Source organism: Caldimonas sp. (genome assembly GCF_046291045.1).
Lineage (GTDB): Bacteria > Pseudomonadota > Gammaproteobacteria > Burkholderiales > Burkholderiaceae_C > Caldimonas.
The window spans coordinates 98,408-114,895 of sequence record NZ_JBKBSL010000004.1 but is presented as its reverse complement, the minus strand read 5'-3'; the positions used below and the strand labels follow the sequence as shown (position 1 = coordinate 114,895).

20 protein-coding genes are annotated in these 16,488 nt (G+C 67.8%); 4 read left to right on the top strand and 16 right to left on the bottom strand.

Features of this window, described 5'->3' with window-relative positions; translation table 11 throughout:
* Window positions 1-276 precede the first annotated feature (276 nt).
* A complete protein-coding gene (locus ACK4ZD_RS02745) occupies window positions 277-897 on the top strand; it encodes a peroxidase-related enzyme (protein WP_409658452.1) in 621 nt (206 codons plus the stop codon).
* A 6-nt stretch (window positions 898-903) separates the two neighbouring features.
* Here the strand turns inward: ACK4ZD_RS02745 and rng are convergent, their stop codons facing one another.
* Genes rng through ACK4ZD_RS02700 form a run of 9 tightly spaced genes read right to left on the bottom strand, consistent with a single transcriptional unit; the run spans window position 904 to window position 8,411 of the window.
* Window positions 904-2,367 (bottom strand): ribonuclease G, encoded by a 1,464-nt coding sequence (rng, locus tag ACK4ZD_RS02740; protein WP_409658449.1) that lies wholly within the window; start codon window positions 2,365-2,367, stop codon window positions 904-906.
* Window positions 2,368-2,388: 21 nt separating this feature from the next.
* Window positions 2,389-2,994: a Maf family protein gene (locus ACK4ZD_RS02735; protein ID WP_409658446.1), complete on the bottom strand. Its 606-nt coding sequence runs from the start codon at window positions 2,992-2,994 to the stop codon at window positions 2,389-2,391.
* Between the two features lie 13 nt (window positions 2,995-3,007).
* Window positions 3,008-3,475 (bottom strand): 23S rRNA (pseudouridine(1915)-N(3))-methyltransferase RlmH, encoded by a 468-nt coding sequence (gene rlmH, locus ACK4ZD_RS02730; RefSeq protein WP_409658443.1) that lies wholly within the window; start codon window positions 3,473-3,475, stop codon window positions 3,008-3,010.
* Window positions 3,472-4,209 carry a ribosome silencing factor gene (gene rsfS, locus ACK4ZD_RS02725; RefSeq protein WP_409658440.1) on the bottom strand — a complete coding sequence of 246 codons (738 nt, stop codon included), beginning with the start codon at window positions 4,207-4,209 and terminating at the stop codon, window positions 3,472-3,474. Before rsfS ends, rlmH begins: the two co-directional genes overlap by 4 nt.
* Before the next feature lie 19 nt (window positions 4,210-4,228).
* The gene (gene nadD, locus ACK4ZD_RS02720; protein WP_409658437.1) at window positions 4,229-4,828 is read right to left on the bottom strand and encodes a nicotinate-nucleotide adenylyltransferase; all 600 of its coding nucleotides are present in this window, start codon (window positions 4,826-4,828) and stop codon (window positions 4,229-4,231) included.
* Between the two features lie 5 nt (window positions 4,829-4,833).
* Complete coding sequence (hemF, locus tag ACK4ZD_RS02715; RefSeq protein WP_409658434.1) at window positions 4,834-5,742, bottom strand: oxygen-dependent coproporphyrinogen oxidase; 909 nt, start codon at window positions 5,740-5,742, stop codon at window positions 4,834-4,836.
* Complete coding sequence (locus ACK4ZD_RS02710; protein ID WP_409658431.1) at window positions 5,739-6,335, bottom strand: 1-acyl-sn-glycerol-3-phosphate acyltransferase; 597 nt, start codon at window positions 6,333-6,335, stop codon at window positions 5,739-5,741. The genes hemF and ACK4ZD_RS02710 overlap by 4 nt, the downstream gene beginning before the upstream one ends.
* A 42-nt stretch (window positions 6,336-6,377) precedes the next feature.
* The gene (gene purD / locus ACK4ZD_RS02705; RefSeq protein ID WP_409658428.1) at window positions 6,378-7,661 is read right to left on the bottom strand and encodes a phosphoribosylamine--glycine ligase; all 1,284 of its coding nucleotides are present in this window, start codon (window positions 7,659-7,661) and stop codon (window positions 6,378-6,380) included.
* 24 nt (window positions 7,662-7,685) lie between these two features.
* Window positions 7,686-8,411, bottom strand: a complete 726-nt coding sequence (locus ACK4ZD_RS02700) for a YebC/PmpR family DNA-binding transcriptional regulator (protein WP_409658425.1) — start codon at window positions 8,409-8,411, stop codon at window positions 7,686-7,688.
* A gap of 118 nt (window positions 8,412-8,529) precedes the next feature.
* Here ACK4ZD_RS02700 and ACK4ZD_RS02695 point away from each other — a divergent pair, with 118 nt between their 5' ends.
* On the top strand, window positions 8,530-10,038 hold the full coding sequence (locus tag ACK4ZD_RS02695) for a helicase HerA-like domain-containing protein (protein WP_409658422.1): 1,509 nt from the start codon (window positions 8,530-8,532) through the stop codon (window positions 10,036-10,038).
* Between the two features lie 135 nt (window positions 10,039-10,173).
* On the opposite strand, the gene ACK4ZD_RS02690 is transcribed toward ACK4ZD_RS02695, so the two are convergent.
* Together ACK4ZD_RS02690 and ACK4ZD_RS02685 are read right to left on the bottom strand one after the other, a co-directional pair.
* Entirely contained in the window at window positions 10,174-10,530 is a 357-nt protein-coding gene (locus tag ACK4ZD_RS02690; RefSeq protein ID WP_409658419.1) for a hypothetical protein, read from the bottom strand.
* Window positions 10,531-10,698: 168 nt separating this feature from the next.
* Window positions 10,699-10,833 carry a hypothetical protein gene (locus ACK4ZD_RS02685; protein WP_409658416.1) on the bottom strand — a complete coding sequence of 45 codons (135 nt, stop codon included), beginning with the start codon at window positions 10,831-10,833 and terminating at the stop codon, window positions 10,699-10,701.
* 148 nt (window positions 10,834-10,981) lie between these two features.
* Between ACK4ZD_RS02685 and ACK4ZD_RS02680 the strand changes: the two genes are divergently transcribed.
* Window positions 10,982-13,039 carry a glutamine--tRNA ligase gene (locus ACK4ZD_RS02680; RefSeq protein WP_409658413.1) on the top strand — a complete coding sequence of 686 codons (2,058 nt, stop codon included), beginning with the start codon at window positions 10,982-10,984 and terminating at the stop codon, window positions 13,037-13,039.
* 6 nt (window positions 13,040-13,045) lie between these two features.
* Here the strand turns inward: ACK4ZD_RS02680 and ACK4ZD_RS02675 are convergent, their stop codons facing one another.
* Both ACK4ZD_RS02675 and ACK4ZD_RS02670 read right to left on the bottom strand, forming a co-directional pair.
* Entirely contained in the window at window positions 13,046-13,366 is a 321-nt protein-coding gene (locus ACK4ZD_RS02675; protein ID WP_409658410.1) for a hypothetical protein, read from the bottom strand.
* A 122-nt stretch (window positions 13,367-13,488) separates the two neighbouring features.
* Window positions 13,489-13,707 carry a hypothetical protein gene (locus ACK4ZD_RS02670; RefSeq protein ID WP_409658408.1) on the bottom strand — a complete coding sequence of 73 codons (219 nt, stop codon included), beginning with the start codon at window positions 13,705-13,707 and terminating at the stop codon, window positions 13,489-13,491.
* Between the two features lie 167 nt (window positions 13,708-13,874).
* Here ACK4ZD_RS02670 and ACK4ZD_RS02665 point away from each other — a divergent pair, with 167 nt between their 5' ends.
* Window positions 13,875-14,336, top strand: coding sequence for a CopD family protein (locus ACK4ZD_RS02665; protein WP_409658405.1), 462 nt, complete (start codon window positions 13,875-13,877; stop codon window positions 14,334-14,336).
* A gap of 141 nt (window positions 14,337-14,477) precedes the next feature.
* Here the strand turns inward: ACK4ZD_RS02665 and minE are convergent, their stop codons facing one another.
* The 3 genes from minE to minC are packed head-to-tail and all read right to left on the bottom strand — an operon-like array spanning window position 14,478 to window position 16,348.
* Entirely contained in the window at window positions 14,478-14,738 is a 261-nt protein-coding gene (gene minE, locus ACK4ZD_RS02660) for a cell division topological specificity factor MinE (protein ID WP_409658402.1), read from the bottom strand.
* Window positions 14,739-14,741: 3 nt separating this feature from the next.
* On the bottom strand, window positions 14,742-15,557 hold the full coding sequence (gene minD / locus ACK4ZD_RS02655; protein WP_409658399.1) for a septum site-determining protein MinD: 816 nt from the start codon (window positions 15,555-15,557) through the stop codon (window positions 14,742-14,744).
* A gap of 47 nt (window positions 15,558-15,604) precedes the next feature.
* Window positions 15,605-16,348 (bottom strand): septum site-determining protein MinC, encoded by a 744-nt coding sequence (gene minC / locus ACK4ZD_RS02650; protein WP_409658464.1) that lies wholly within the window; start codon window positions 16,346-16,348, stop codon window positions 15,605-15,607.
* Between the last annotated feature and the right edge of the window lie 140 nt (window positions 16,349-16,488).

The following is a 16,488-nucleotide window of genomic DNA, read 5'->3' as shown; positions in this document are numbered from 1 at the left end:
CGGCGGCCGGCACGGCCATGAAGGAACGTCGGGACCACATCGTCATCGAACTCCTTGGACTTCTGCTGTTTCGGCGCACACCCGGCCGTCGACCGCGCAGGCCGCCGGCGGCCGCGCGCCCTCCTGGCGTGTGAGCCTGTTCGTGCCGACAGGTTCCGTCGGCGTCAACCCGGTATTGTCGCCTGTGCGGGCGCTGCCGCGCGCGTGCAGATGCAACAGTTCCCAACGAAGGCCCCGGGCAGACCCGGGGAGGCCTGCGTCCGGGCGTTCCCGATAATGGGGATCGTGTCCCCGCTGCGCTTGCCCATCATGGCCCTTGCTCCCATCAGTCGTTACCCCGTGCCCAAACTCGTCGACGTGCCCGAGGATCTGCGCCAACGCTTCCTGGAGGTCCAAGACAAGGCCGGCTTCGTGCCCAATGTCTTCCTGGCCCTGGCGCACCGGCCCGACGAATGCCGGGCCTTCCTCGCCTACCACGATGCGCTGATGCTGCGCGAATCGGGGTTGTCCAAAGGTGAGAAAGAGATGATCGTGGTGGCCACGAGTGGCGCGAACCACTGCCTGTACTGCGTGGTCGCCCATGGCGCCATCTTGCGCGTCTATGAAAAGCAGCCTCTGCTGGCCGACCAGGTCGCAGTGAACCATCGCAAGGCCGACCTGAGCCCGCGTCAGCAGGCCATGCTGGACTTTGCCCTCAAGATCTGCCTGCGTTCGCACGAGGTGGTCGAGGCCGACTTCGAGGCACTGCACGCCCACGGCTTCTCGGACGAGGACATCTGGGACATCGGCGCCATCACTGCGTTGTTCGGCCTGTCCAACCGCATGGCCAACCTGATCAGCCTGCGACCCAACGATGAGTTTTACTTGATGGGGCGGGTGCCTCGCACCAAGGGCTGAGGGGCCTCAGAGCAGCACGATGTCGTACTGCTCGGGCGACATGGTCGGCTCGGCACGCAGCGAGATGGGCTTGCCAATGAAGTCGCTCAGGCCGGCCAAGTGCTGGCTTTCTTCGTCGAGCAGCATCTCGACGACGGCGGCACTGGCCACCACGCGGAATTCCTTGGGGTTGAACTGGCGCGCCTCGCGCAGGATCTCGCGCAGGATGTCATAGCACACGCTGCGCGGCGTCTTGACCGACCCCTTGCCCTGGCAGGTGGGGCAGGGCTCGCACAGCATGTGGGCCAGCGATTCGCGGGTGCGTTTGCGCGTCATCTCGACCAGACCCAGTTGCGTGAAGCCGCTCACGGTCATCTTCACGCGGTCGCGCGCGAGCTGGCGCCGCAGTTCGGCAAGCACCGCCTCCTGGTGTTCCTCGCGCACCATGTCGATGAAGTCGATGATGATGATGCCGCCCAGATTGCGCAGGCGCAGCTGGCGCGCGATGGCCTGGGCCGCCTCGAGATTGGTCTTGAAGATGGTGTCATCGAAATTGCGCGCGCCGACATAGCCGCCGGTGTTGACGTCGATGGTCGTCAAGGCCTCGGTCTGGTCGATGATGAGATACCCCCCAGACTTGAGATCCACACGCCGCGCCAGCGCGCGCTCGATCTCCTGGTCGATGTTGTAGAGGTCGAAGATGGGTCTCTCGCCGGGATAGTGTTCGAGCTTGTGCACCGCCCCGGGTGTGAACTCTCGGCCGAAGGCCTGCAGGGCCTCGAACTGCATGCGCGAGTCGATGCGGATGGCCTGGGTGTCCTCGCCGGCGAGATCACGCAGCACCCGTTGCGCCAGGTTGAGATCCTCGTAGAGCAAGGTTCCGGGCGGGCTCTTGAACGAGCGCTCCCGCACGCCAGCCCAGGTCTTGCGCAGGTAGGCGATGTCGGCTGCCAGCTCCTCGTCGGTGGCATCTTCCGCGTTGGTACGCAAGATGAATCCCCCGCCGCCCTCCTGGGGCTGGCCGACCAGCCGGGCCATGCGCGCACGCAACTGCTCGCGCAGCTCCGGTGAGCCGATCTTCTGCGAGATGCCGATGTGGTCGTCGTGGGGTAGGTACACCAGAAGCCGGCCTGCAATGCTGATCTGCGCCGACAGGCGCGCTCCCTTGGTACCGATCGGGTCCTTGATCACCTGCACCGTGAGGCTCTGGCCTTCGTAGATCAGCTTCTCGATCGGTGTGGCCGGCGCCCCGTCACCGTTGCCGTTGCGCTGGACGAGGTCCCCCACGTGCAAAAACGCGGCGCGCTCCAGGCCAATGTCGATGAAGGCTGACTGCATGCCCGGCAGCACGCGGGCGACCTTGCCGGTATAGATGTTGCCCACCAGGCCGCGCTCGAGCGTGCGTTCGATGTGCAGCTCCTGCACGGCCCCGTTCTCGACGATGGCCACACGGGTTTCCTGGGGCGACCAGTTGATCAGGATGTCTTGCATGCAGCGCTCGAGCCGTTCACGTCAGAAACGCACGCCGAAGCGCTGCAGCAGCAGGCCGGTCTCGTGCAGGGGCAGTCCCATGATACTGGAGTAGCTGCCGACGATGCGGTCGATCCACAAGGCGGCGCGGCTCTGGATGGCGTAGGCGCCGGCCTTGCCCACGGGCTCGCCGCTGGCCACGTAATGGTCGATCTGCTCGGGTGCCAGGGGCATGAAGCGCACGCGCGAGACATTGAGCATCAGTTCGCGCCGGCGTCCCAACCCCACGGCCACGGCTGTCAGCACCCGGTGCTCGTGCCCGGACAGCGCCGTCAGCATCTCGCGCGCCTGCGCGGCGTCGGCCGGCTTGCCCAGGATGCGCCGCCCCAGGGCCACCGTGGTGTCGGCGCACAGCACCGGCGCGGCAGGCAGGGCACGGCGCGCCAAGCGCGCGAGTGCGGCCTCGAGCTTGGCACGGGTCACGCGCTGCACGTAGTCCAGCGCCGACTCCCCCGGACTCACGGCCTCGAGGGCCTCGGCATCCTCGTCGGCATCGGGCAGCAGGAGTTCGTGGGGCACGCCGATCTGGTCGAGCAACTGGCGGCGGCGGGGACTCTGGGACGCCAAGTAGATGAAGTCGGCACTCATGCGGGGGCGATCCTCATTCCCGGTGGTACGGGTGCCCCACCATCAGCGACCAGGCGCGGTAGAGCTGCTCGGCCAGCAGCACGCGCACCATGGCATGCGGCAAGGTCAGGTCGGACAGCCGGACGCGCTCGTCGGCCGCATCGCGCAGGGCCGGGTCCAGGCCGTCGGGCCCGCCAATGAGCAAAGCCACGTCGCGGCCGTCGTGCATCCACGCCTTCAGGCGTGCGCACAGTTGCTGGGTGGTGAGCCGGTCGCCGCGCTCGTCCAGTGCCACGATGCGCGCCCCCTTGGGGCAGGCCGCCTCGATGCGCGATCGCTCGGCGGCCAGCAGGGTCTCGACCTTCCTGGAGCCGCGGGGTTCGGTCTTGACGGCCTTGAGCTCCAGACGCAGCTCGGGCGGGAAGCGCCGGGCGTAGTCCTCATACGCCGTCTCGGCCCAGCCCGGCATCCGCTGGCCGACCGCGACGACGACGAGCTTCATGCCTTCCTGCGAGGAGCCGCCTTCTTCGCAGGCGCTGTCTTCACAGGCGCCTTTTTCACAGGCGCCTTTTTCGCAGACGCCTTGGGCGCCGCGGGCTTGGTGACGACCACCGTCTTGGCCGCCAACCGGGGAGAGGCCGGTCGGCCCGCGCCGGAACGTGCCGGCGTGCTACGCGAGACGGTGCCACCGGTGCGCGTCGTCTTGCCAGCCGCCGTCTTGGCTGCCGGAGCCTTCGCCACCGTCTGGGCCGCCGTCTTCGCGGCGACCTTCTTGGCAGGTGCCTTCTTCGCAGCCGGCGCCTTCTTCGCCGGGGGGGTCTTCTTGGCCGCAGCCGCCTTCCTGGCCGGCGCCTGCCCCTCGGGTTCGCTGGCCTTGGGCAGGGCCTTGGTCTGGCCGAGCTTGAGTCTCACGGGTTTGTCGCCCCAGATCTCCTCGAGGTTGTAGTACTGGCGGATCGCCGGTTGCATGATGTGAGCCACGGCCGCCCCGCAGTCGACGATGATCCACTCCCCGTTGTCCTCGCCCTCGGTGCGCATCACGGGAAACCCCTGCTTCTTGACCTCATCGCGCACGCTGGCCGCCAGGGCCTTGGTCTGGCGGTTGGAGGTGCCCGAGGCCACGATCACCCGCTCGAAGAGCGGCGAGAGATGCTCAGTGTTGAAGACCACGATGTCCTGGGCCTTGACGTCTTCCAGGCCATCGACGATGGCGCGTTGCAGTTTGCGGATGTCCATTGAGGGGCGGTTGGGCGTGTCAGTCGGTGAGATAGAGGCGATGGCAAGCAATATAGCGTGCCACCGCGGGCGGGACCAGGTCGTCCACGTCCTGGCCTGCCGCCAGGCGTTGGCGCACCAGGGTCGAGGAGACGGGCCAGGCCGGCAGGGGCAGCACCTCGAGGCGGTGGGGCACCGCACGCAGCGCCCCGGCAGGCACCGGGGTGCGGGCAGCGCGTGCCGCCACGGCCAGCGTGACGCATTGCACCAGGTCCTGCCAGCCATGCCAGGTGGGCAGGCCGGCGTACTGGTCCTCCCCCAGGAGGAGGAACCACTCCGGCACCCGGGGCCAGCGCGCGCGCAGCTCGCGCACGGTATCCAGGGTGTAGCTCGGGCCCGGGCGGCGGATCTCGCAGTCGTCCACCGAGAAGCGCGGCTCGTCGGCCACCGCCGCGCGCACCATGGCCAGGCGGTGATCGGCTGGTGCGAGCCGGCGGGCCTTCTGCCAGGGATGGCCCGCGGGGATCCACACCACCCGGTCCAAGGCCAGGTGGGCGAGCGCCAGGCGGGCCAGCGCCACGTGACCGTTGTGCACGGGATCGAAGCTGCCGCCGAAGAGCCCCACGCGCCGGGCATCCATGGTGTTCAGGCCCAGTCGCGCGGCACGAGGAAATCGCTGTACAGGCGCGCCTCGGGCGTGCCCGGCTCGGGCGTCCAGCGGTAGCGCCATTGCGCCAGCGGCGGCATCGACATCAGGATGGACTCGGTGCGTCCGCCAGACTGCAGGCCGAAGTGGGTGCCCCGGTCCCAGACCAGGTTGAACTCGACATAGCGGCCGCGGCGATAGGCCTGGAAGTCACGCTCCCTCTGGCCGTAGGGCTGGCCCCGGCGTCTCTCGACGATGGGCAGGTAGGCGCCCAGAAAGGCGTCGCCCACGGCGCGCGTCATCGCAAAGCCGGCCTCGAAACCACCTTCGTTGAAGTCGTCGTAGAAGATGCCGCCGATGCCGCGCGGCTCGTTGCGGTGTTTCAGGAAGAAGTAATCGTCACACCAGCGCTTGAAGCGCGGGTACTTGTCCTCGCCAAAAGGGGCCAAGGCATCACGGCAGGCGCGGTGGAAATGTACCGCATCCTCCTCGAAGCCGTAGTAGGGCGTCAGATCCATGCCGCCGCCGAACCAGGTGACGGGCTCGGCCCCTTCGGGCAGGGCGGCGAGCATGCGCACGTTCATGTGCACGGTCGGCACATAGGGGTTGCGCGGGTGCAGCACCAAGGACACGCCCAGCGCCTCGAACGGAGCACCGGCGAGCTCGGGCCGGTGCTGCGTCGCCGACGGTGGCAACCGGGGGCCGCGCACGTGCGAGAAGTTGCAGCCCCCGCGTTCGAAGAGCCCCCCCTCCTCCACCAGGCGCGTCAAGCCGTCACCTTGCAAACGCTCGCCGGCAGGGCGCGTCCAGGCGTCGCGCACGAAGGCGTGGCCATCGGCCGCCTCCAGTGCCTGGATGATGCGGTCCTGCAACCCCAGCAGGTAGTGTCGGACGTCTTCGGTGTTCATGTCTTCCAGTCGATCGGCCCGGCCTGGGCGGCGCGCCGGCCGCGGCGATGCCCAAGATAGCGCTGCACGGCCGCCTTGTCATTGGTGGCATCGCCGCTCAGTTGAAGGAAATGCTCGGCGCCCACCACGCGCTCTCGGTAGTCGATGTAGGCCAGACACAGCGGCACGCCGGCCTCCAAGGCCACCCGATAGAAGCCCGAACGCCATTGCGGCACGTAGCGCCGCGTGCCTTCGGGCGCCAAGGCCAGCCACAGATGGCGCCCGTCCTCGCGGGCGCGCTTGAGGTTCTGCGCCATCTCGCCCACGATGCCGCGCGGGGACTGGCGATCCACCGGGATCCCGCCGAGCCAGCGCAGCCAAGGGCCCAGCAGCGGCACACGGAACAGGCTGTCTTTGCCCCAGAAGCACAGGGGGATGCCGATGGCCCACTTGGCCAGCACCCCCACGACGAAGTCCCAGTTGGAGGTGTGCGGGTAGACCACGATCACGCCCTGGTCGGCGGGCAACCCCCGGAACCGCACCTGCCATCCGAAGGCCCGCAACAGGCTGCGCGCCAGCCAGCTGCCCTTGAACTGCACCGGCCGCGGCGTCACGACACGCGGCCCCTCCTGGCCCGACCCTCCCACGATGCAGGGTCAGCGCCGGATGGCCCGAAAGCCAATGTCGCTGCGGTATTGCATCCCGTCGAAGCGGATGCCCCGCAGGGCCTCGTAGGCCCGCTGCTGGGCCGCCTTGACGGAATCGCCCAACGCAGTGACGCACAGCACCCGGCCGCCGGAAGTCCGCAACCGGCCGTCGGCATCCACCGTGGTGCCAGCATGGAAGACCACGGCGTCGGGGGCTTCGGGCGGCACTCCCTCGATGGGATCGCCCTTGCGCGGGTTCAGCGGATAGCCGTGGGCGGCCATCACCACGCCCAGGGCCACGCGCCGGTCCCAATCGAGTTCGACCTTGTCGAGCGTGCCGTCGGTGGCCGCCAGCAGCACTTCCAGCAGGTCGCTGCGCAGGCGCATCATGATGGGTTGGGTCTCGGGGTCGCCCATGCGGCAGTTGAATTCCAGCGTCCTGGCGCGCCCCTCGGCGTCGATCATCAGCCCGGCGTACAGGAAGCCGGTGAAGGGGATACCGTCCCTGGCCATGCCGGCAACGGTGGGCCCGATGATCTCCTGCATCACCCGGGCATGCACGTTGGGCGTGACCACCGGGGCAGGCGAGTACGCCCCCATGCCGCCGGTGTTGGGGCCGGCATCGGCGTCGAGCAGGCGCTTGTGGTCCTGGCTGGTGGCCAGGGGCAGCACGTTCTTGCCATCGCACAGCACGATGAAGCTGGCTTCCTCGCCCTGCAGGAACTCCTCGATCACGACGCGGGCCCCACCGGCGTTGTGCTGCACGCCGAGCTTGTTGTCGAGCAGCATCCAGTCCACCGCCTCGTGGGCCTCGGCCAGGGTCATGGCCACCACCACCCCCTTGCCAGCGGCCAGACCGTCGGCCTTGATCACGATGGGGGCCCCCAGGCGGTCCACGTAGGCGTGGGCTGCGGGCGCATCGCCGAAGGTCTCATACGCCGCCGTGGGGATGCCGTGGCGCTTCATGAAGTCCTTGGCGAAGGCCTTGGAGCTTTCGAGCTGGGCAGCCGCCTGCGTGGGGCCGAAGATGCGCAGGCCGCGGGCGCGGAAGACATCGACCACCCCGGCCGCCAGCGGGGCCTCAGGGCCGACCACCGTCAGCGCGATCTTCTCGGACTGGGCAAAGTCGGCCAGCGCGGCCATGTCGGTGATCGGCACATTGCGCAAGCGCTTGTCCAGCGCCGTGCCGCCATTGCCCGGGGCCACATAGACGGTCTGCACGCGCGCCGACTGGGCCAGCTTCCAGGCCAAGGCATGCTCGCGGCCGCCGGAGCCGATGACGAGAACTTTCATTGGGGGTGTCCGTAGGGGCCGGGATCAGTCGTTGATCTCGGCGTTGTGGTAGACCTCCTGGACGTCGTCGAGATCCTCGAGCACGTCCAGCAGCTTGCGCATGCGCGCGGCGTCTTCGCCTTCCAGAGCGACGGTGTTCTCGGCCCGCATCGTGACCTCGGCGACCTCGGCTTTGAGCCCGGCGGCCTGCAGCGCGTGCTGAACGGCCTCGAAGTCGGCCGGTGCGCACAGCACCTCGATGCTCCCGTCCTCATCGGTGAGAACGTCCTCGGCGCCGGCTTCCAGGGCCACTTCCATCACCTTGTCTTCGTTGGTGCCGGGGGCGAACACGAACTGACCGCAATGCTTGAACTGGAAAGCCACCGACCCTTCGGTGCCCAGGTTGCCGCCATGCTTGCTGAAGGCATGCCGCACCTCGGCCACCGTACGCACGCGGTTGTCGGTCATGCAATCGACGATGACCGCCGCGCCACCGATACCGTAGCCCTCGTAGCGGACCTCCTCGTATTGCACGCCCTCGAGATTGCCGGTGGCCTTGTCGATGTTGCGCTTGATCGTGTCGGCCGGCATGTTTGCCGCCTTGGCCTTCTCGACGGCCAGGCGCAGCCGAGGATTGGCGCTGAGGTCACCACCGCCCTGACGGGCGGCCACCATGATTTCGCGGATGACGCGGGTCCAGATCTTGCCGCGCTTTTCGTCCTGACGGCCCTTGCGGTGTTGGATGTTGGCCCATTTGGAATGTCCGGCCATGGTCGGGATGCTCCTGCAAGGCGGCACCGGCGAGCAAGACTGCCGGCACAGCGCCTGGAATGTCGATTTGTTGGATAGACTGCGATTTTACTGGTGCCACCCTCCCCCCCCTGCTGCCATGGCCGACCCCCTCCTTGTCGCTCAGCGCGGCGACACCCGATGCCACCTGCTGCCCGCCCTGGCCAACCGCCATGGCCTGATCACCGGGGCCACCGGCACCGGCAAGACCATCACCTTGCAGACCTTGGCCGAAAACTTCTCGAAGATCGGGGTGCCGGTCTTCATGGCCGATGTCAAGGGCGACCTTACCGGCATCTCGCAGCGCGGCAGCCTGCCCGAGAAGGTGGCAAAGATCCTGGCCGAGCGCGGCCTGCCCGCACCCGAACCCTGGATGTGCCCCACCACGCTGTGGGACGTGTTCGGTGAACAGGGCCACCCGGTGCGCACCACCGTCAGCGACATGGGCCCGCTGCTGCTGGGCCGCATGCTGGAACTGAACGAAACCCAGCAAGGCGTGCTCACGCTGGTGTTCAAGATCGCCGACGACAACCAGCTGCTGCTGCTGGACCTGAAGGATCTGCGGTCCATGCTGCAGTTCGTGGGCGACAACGCCAAGCAGTTCACCACCGAGTACGGCAACATCAGCGCTGCCAGTGTGGGCGCGATCCAGCGCGGCCTGCTGCGCATTGAGGAACAGGGCGGCGACCGGTTCTTCGGCGAACCCATGCTCGACATCGGCGACTTCATGCAGACCGAGGGTGGCCAGGGCGTCATCAACATCCTGGCCGCCGACCGGCTGATGAATGCGCCGCGGCTGTACGCCACCTTCCTGCTGTGGATGCTGTCGGAACTCTTCGACACGCTGCCCGAGGTGGGCGACCTGGACAAGCCCAAACTGGTGTTCTTCTTCGACGAGGCCCACCTGCTCTTCAAGGATGCGCCCAAGGCCCTGATCGAGCGCATCGAGCTGGTGGTACGCCTGGTGCGATCCAAGGGGGTGGGGGTGTATTTCGTCACTCAGAACCCGCTGGACGTGCCCGACACCGTGCTGGCCCAGCTCGGCAACCGGGTGCAGCATGCGCTGCGCGCCTTCACCCCTCGCGACCAAAAAGCCGTGAAGGCCGCTGCCAGCACGATGCGCGCCAACCCCGCGCTCGACCTCGAGACCGCGATCACCGAACTGGCCGTGGGCGAGGCCCTGGTCAGCTTCCTCGACGAGAAGGGACGCCCGAGCATGACCGAGCGCGTCTTCGTGCTGCCGCCAGGCAGCCAGATCGGGCCCATCAGCCCCGAGCAGCGGCGCACCCTCATCCAGCGTTCGCTGGTGGCCGGTGTGTACGAGAAGGTCGAAGACCGCGTGTCGGCCTACGAGCACCTCAAAGCCCGCGCCCAGGCCGGGGCCGAGCGTGCCCGGTCCGATGCGGCCCAGTCGCCGCAGGGCGCCGGCGGTGGCGTGCTCGGCAGCCTGGGTGACGTGCTGTTCGGCTCCACAGGCCCGCGCGGCGGCCGGCGCGAGGGCGTCGTGGATGCCTTGGCCAAGTCGGCCGCCCGCTCCATCGGTAGCAGCGTGGGCCGCGAGATCATCCGCGGCGTGCTGGGCGGGCTGCTGGGGGGTCGCCGTCGTTGAGCCGATACGCTGGCTGCGCCGCGTCCTCGGCCTCGCTTCAGGGCCGGCGCGACCTCGGGGTTCACTGGGCCCACATCGCGGCCCTGCGCGAGCGCTAGCACAGCCGGCGGCGCTCGTGCCGGACCAAGCGCCACTTCAGCGTGATGCCCAACCCCATTCGCGATGGTGGCGGCGCCAGTGCTTGTGTTCCTTCCAATGGGCGTGCGGATGGGGATAGACCACCACCGGGGCAGGGTGCACGACCAACGGAGCCGGGCGGTAGACCACCGCGGGTGCCGGATAGACCACGGTGGGGGCCTGGTAGACCACCGGCGGATAGACCACGGCCGGCGGCGGGACATGGTAGATCGGGCGGGCGTTGGACACGGTGGTCGTCACGCCGGGGGAGCTGATGCCGATGGACCAGTAGACCTTGTCGGCATGGGCCGGAGCGGCGGCGCCTAGGGCGGTCGCCACAAGGGCCAGGCTGGCAAAGACGGTGCGTCGGTTCATAGCGTTTCTCCTTCGGCCCTTCTTCCGGGTGGGCCTTGGTCGGATTAACGCACCATCCCGCGTTTTGGTGGGCCGAATTCGCTTTTCTTTACCTTGCAAGCAATTGCAAGCGCAAGCAACGGACTCCTGGCGGCGGCCCAGACGCACGCTGGGAGCGCGAGTGCACACTCACCCTAAGGTCTGAAGGCCGATCAGCACCAGCCCCAGGACGGCCACCAGCACCAGGCCCACCGCCCCGGCCCACAGGGCAAACACCTCGCCGCGGGTGTCCGCGAGCTGCTCGTCGAAGTCCTGCTCATCCATGGCGCACCCCTGTCGTGTGTCCACACGGGAACTCTAGGCCGCCGCCGACGGCTGCGCCTCGGCCCAAAGGGGGAAACGGCCTCCCTCTGAAGGGGGAAGCCGCTCGATAGAATGACCGTTCAGTCACACCGAGTCACACCCCAGCCCCATGTCGGCCCCTGCCCCGAAAGACGAAGCCAAAGTCAGCAACTTCCTGCGCCAGGTGATCGAGCGCGACCTGCTCCAGGGCCGCTACCACGGCCGCCGCTGGGCCGGCGGCCCTGGCGACGGCACCCACCAGGAGCGCGGCGGGGTCGATCCGGCGCGGGTGCGCATGCGCTTCCCGCCCGAGCCCAACGGCTACCTGCACGTGGGCCATGCCAAGAGCATCTGGCTGAACTTCAGCCTGGCGCAGGAGTACGGCGGCGTGTGCCATATGCGCTTCGACGACACCAACCCCGAGAAGGAGGAACAGGAGTACGTCGATGCCATCGTCGATGCGGTGCGTTGGCTCGGCTGGAGCTGGGAGGCCCACGGCACCAGCCACCTTTACTACGCCAGCAACTACTTCGACTTCATGTACCGCGCGGCCGAGTACCTGATCGAGACCGGCCACGCCTACGTGGACGAACAAACGCCCGAGCAGATGCGTGCCAACCGCGGCACGCTCACCGAGCCCGGCATCGACAGCCCCTTCCGCGACCGCCCCGCCCAGGAAAGCCTCGAGCGCTTCCGCGAGATGCGCGCCGGCCGGTTTCCCGACGGGGCCATGGTGCTGCGGGCCAAGATCGACATGGCCTCGCCCAACATCAACCTGCGCGACCCGGCCATCTACCGTATCAAGCACGCCACGCACCACAACACCGGCGACGCCTGGTGCATCTATCCCATGTACACCTTCGCGCACCCCATCGAGGACGCGCTGGAGAACATCACCCACAGCATCTGCACGCTCGAATTCGAGGACCAGCGCCCCTTCTACGACTGGCTGCTCGAACGCATCGTGCCGGTGCTGCGCGCCCCGCAGTTCGAGCGTGCCAAGCAACTGATCGAGCGCATCGAGCAGCAGGGGCTGGAGGCGGGCAAGGAATTCGCACTGCACTGCCACAACCACGCGCACAAGCTCGGACTGAACACCGGGCCGGAGCGGCACATGCGCGAGCTGTTCACCCGCTGGGAGCATGACCGCGAGGCCGTGCTGCGCGACCTGCCCGAGTTCTTCGCGCTGCTGAAGACCCAGGCACACCAGTTCACCCCGCTGCTGGCCTCGGCCCTGGAAGCGCATCAGATCGAGCCCTTCAACCTGCCTCATCAGTACGAGTTCGCGCGGCTGAACCTCACCTACGTGGTCACCAGCAAGCGCAAGCTGAAGGCCTTGGTGGACGAAGGCATCGTCAGCGGCTGGGACGACCCGCGCATGCCCACCCTCGCGGGCCTGCGCCGGCGTGGCTACACGCCCGAGGCCATCCGCTTGTTCTGCGAGCGCACCGGCGTCAGCAAGGCCGGCGGTTGGATCGACTACGGCAACCTCGAGATCGCCCTGCGCGACGACCTGGAAGGCAAGGCGCCCCGGGCCATGGCCGTGCTGAACCCGGTGCGGCTCAAGCTCACCAATTGGGCCGAGGTGTTCGGCAGCGACAGCCACCGCGAACCCTGCAGCGCCCCCGCTCACCCGCAGCGCCCCGAGCTGGGTCAGCGCCGCTTCAGCCTCGGCCCCGAACTCTGGATCGAGCGCGAGGACTTCACAGACATCCCGCCCAAGGGCTTCTTCCGTCTCTTCCCCGGCAACAAGGTGCGGCTCAAGTACGGCTATGTGATCGAGTGCACAGGCTGCGAAAAAGACGATGCGGGCCACGTGACCGCCGTGCTCGCGACGGTGGTGCCCGACACCAAGAGCGGCACGCCAGGAGCCGATGCGGTCAAGGTCAAGGGCACGATCACCTGGGTGGGCGTGCACGACGCCGTGCCGGCCGAGGTGCGCCTGTACGACCGCCTCTTCACCGACCCTCAGCCCGATGCCGGCGGCAAGGACTTCAAGGCCGCACTGAATCCCGCAAGCCTGAGTGTCGTGACGGCCTACGTCGAACCATCCCTGGCCGAGGTCCAGGCCGAGGAGCGCTTCCAGTTCGAGCGGCACGGCTACTTCGGCACGGACCGCAAGGATCACGCGGCCGGTCGGCCGGTGTTCAACCGGATCGCCGGGCTGAAGGACGGCTGGGGGAAGTGAGGCCCTTCACGCCCGGGCCGCCCGGCGCAGCGCCTCCCGGGCCTGCAGTTCGGTGCCAAGGGAGCGCTCCAGCGGCTGCAGGCACAGGCCGGCGTGTTCGTAGCGCAGGTTCTCGTAGACCTCGGCCGCGGCCGGGTAGGCGATCAGCACGGCCTTCAGGGCGTCGTCGACCGGCGTCGTGCGCAGTAGATCCTGCAGCCGCCGCACCACGTCACGGTATTGGTGGGCGTCCACGGGCTCACGGCTCGTGTCCAGCCGCTGCAGCAGTCGCGCCATCATCACGAGGCCCAGCAGGCGGGCCGGCACCTGGATGGTCGTGTCGTTCATGGCTGAGTGGCAAACGCTGTCCCGTGCATGAATTGGGGGCCGGCATGACCGTTTCAAGACCCCGCCTGGGCGGAACCGCCCCCTCGATCACGAACGAACGGTGGCGTCCCGACGGGTTCACGTCATGCTGCGCGGCACACCACCATCGGCACGGCGTACTCCCGGCCCACAACAGCGCGGGCATACAGGTAGTTCTCGCGAGCGCGCTCGCTCAGGGCATCGAGGTCCACTCGACCCTGGGCATCGCAGGGAAAGCACAGCCCCCGTCCGGGCTGGAAGAGCGACTGGAATCGCAGCTCAAAGCAGGCCACCGGGGCCTGACGGTCTAGCACGGCATCCATGATGAACCCCCCGATGCGATCGGTTCGACAAGATCAATCTAGTCGCCGCCGCAGAGGACTTCACTGCCTGTACCCCCATGCACGGGGTCAGCGTCCCTCCATGCGGGGTGTCGGAAAATTGCCGACACGTAACGACAATGTCTGTGACACGGTTCACGTCCCTGCCCATGATCCTGCATGCACTTGTGTTGACCCTGCACCTGCTGGCCGCCGCCTTCTGGGTGGGGGGCATGGCCTGCATGCATTTCGCGGTGCGTCCCTCGGCGGTGACGACGCTGCCACCTGGGCAGCGCCTGCCCTTCATGACGGCGGCGCTCGGCCGCTTCTTCGCCGGAGTGCTGTGGGCCGTCATCGTGGTGCTGTTCACCGGCCTGGCCCTGATCCTTGGGCGCGGAGGCTTCACCGCAGCCCATTGGAGCGTTCACGCGATGTTCGGCCTGGGCCTGGTGATGATGGCGGTGTTCGGATACATCCGCTGGGCCGCCTATCCTCGCCTGCAGCGCACGGTGGCCCAAAGCGACTGGACATCCGCTGCACCGGTGCTCGATGGAATCCGCCGGCTGGTGGCCTTCAACATGACGCTGGGTGTCGGCGTCTATTTCATCGCCCTGGTGGGGCGCGCCTTTTGAGCGGTCCTCACGGCGAAGCCAGGCCGCCCGGAACCTTGAGGCCGCCATGACCAGACCACCCCTGGAAGAGGTCTGGCGCGACGACGGTGCAGCGCACGCGCCAGCGCGTGCTTGACCAGAGACCTCCTCTGTACCGGCGATTCAGCGGGCGGCTTCGGGCAGCTCGATCTTGACTTCGAGCACCTCGAGGTTGTCCTGCCGCTCCAGATGCACTTTGATGTCTTCGGGGTTGACGGCCACGTACTTCGAGATGACGGCCATCAACTCGCGCTGCAGCTCGGGCAGGTAGTCCGGGCTGCGGCTGCGGCCGCCGCGCTCGTGAGCCAGGATGAGTTGCAGCCGTTCCTTGGCGGTGCTGGCCGAACTGGGTTTCTTGTCGAGGAAAAAGGAGAGGAAACCCATGGTTCATTTCCCTCCGAACAGGCGCTTGAAGAAGCCCGGCTTGGCTGCCTCGACGAAGCGCATGGGCCTGTCCTCGCCCAGGAAGCGGGCCACCACGTCCTTGTAGGCCTCGGACACGTCGCTGCCTTGCATGTGGATGGCCGGCACCCCCTGATTGGAAGCATTGAGCACGGTCTCGGACTCGGGAATCACGCCGATCAGCGGGATGCGCAAAATGTCGTGAATGTCCTCCAGAGAGAGCATCTGCCCCCCCTCGACACGATGCGGGTTGTAGCGGGTGATGAGCAGGTGCTCCTTCACCGGCTCGCGCTTGTCGATCGCCCTCTGGGTCTTGGAGTTGAGCATGCCCAGGATGCGGTCGGAGTCACGCACCGAGGACACCTCGGGATTGGTGACCACCAGGGCCTCGTCGGCGAAATGCATGGCCATCAGCGCACCGGTCTCGATGCCTGCGGGCGAGTCGCAGACGATGTACTCGAAGCCCATCTCCTCCAGCTCGGCCAGCACGCGCTGGACGCCCTCCTTCGTCAGCGCTTCCTTGTCGCGCGTCTGCGAGGCCGCCAGCACGAAGAGGTTCTCGCAGTGCTTGTCCTTGATGAGCGCCTGGTGGAGGTTGGCTTCCTGGTGGATGACGTTGATGAGGTCATAGACCACGCGGCGCTCGCAACCCATGATGAGGTCGAGGTTGCGCAGCCCCACGTCGAAGTCGATGACGGCGGTCTTGTGGCCCCGCAGCGCGAGGCCCGAGGCGAAGCTGGCGCTGGTGGTGGTCTTGCCCACGCCACCCTTGCCGGAGGTCACCACGATGATTTTGGCCATGGAAGGCAGTCCTTGTCTCTGAGAACGGGTCGTCGTTGAACGGGGGTTCACACAGGCTGGAAGACGAGACGGTCGCCTTCCAGCCGGATCTGGGCCGGCCTGCCCAGCACCTCGGCGGGCAGGGGCGTCTCGGTGGTTCGGTAGGTGCCGGCGATCGCCACCAGCTCGGGCTCGAGGCAGGTGCTGAAGATGCGGGCCTGGGTGTTGCCGCGCGCTCCGGCAATGGCCTTGCCGCGCAGCGGGGCGTAGACATGCACGTGACCGTCGGCGATCACCTCGGCGCCGAAGTTCACCGCCGCCAGCACGATGAGGTCCCCGCCCTTGGCATAGACCTGCTGGCCCGAGCGCAGCGGCCTGTCGATCACCATCGTGGGCACCTCCACCGGCACTTCGACGGGCACCTCCACGCGCACCTCGCGCAAGACCTCCTGGACCACCGTGCGCGGCTCGCGCACGCCTGAGGATTCCGGCGCCTCGACGAGCCCCAGCGCGCGGGCCGCTGCGCGGTCGGCCGGTGTGCCGCCGCGCACGGCCACCGGCTGCATCCGATGGGCCCGCAGCAGCGCCACCAGTGCGGCGATGTCCAGTGCAGGAGCATCCTCTGCGGCCACACCGAGGTCGACCAGCACCGGCTCGCCGTCGAAGGCGCCGGGGGCGGCGCCGAGCTGCGCCTGCAGCGCCCGCTTCAGGACACCCAGGTCACGGGTGCGCAAGGACACAGCCTCCAGCGTCAACGACGCGCTGCGCAGTTCAAACGGGGCGGACGCAAGGGCTCCGGCTGTCTCGGCCATCGAGTCGGTCGTGCGGACGGTCATGCAAAGGACGGTGCAAAGGGCGACGAGTTTACCGGCTGGATGCGACGATGCCACCTCCGCCACCATCGGTTACACGGCGATCGCTTGGCCTGTTGGGTTCCGGCCCTGCCGGCTTG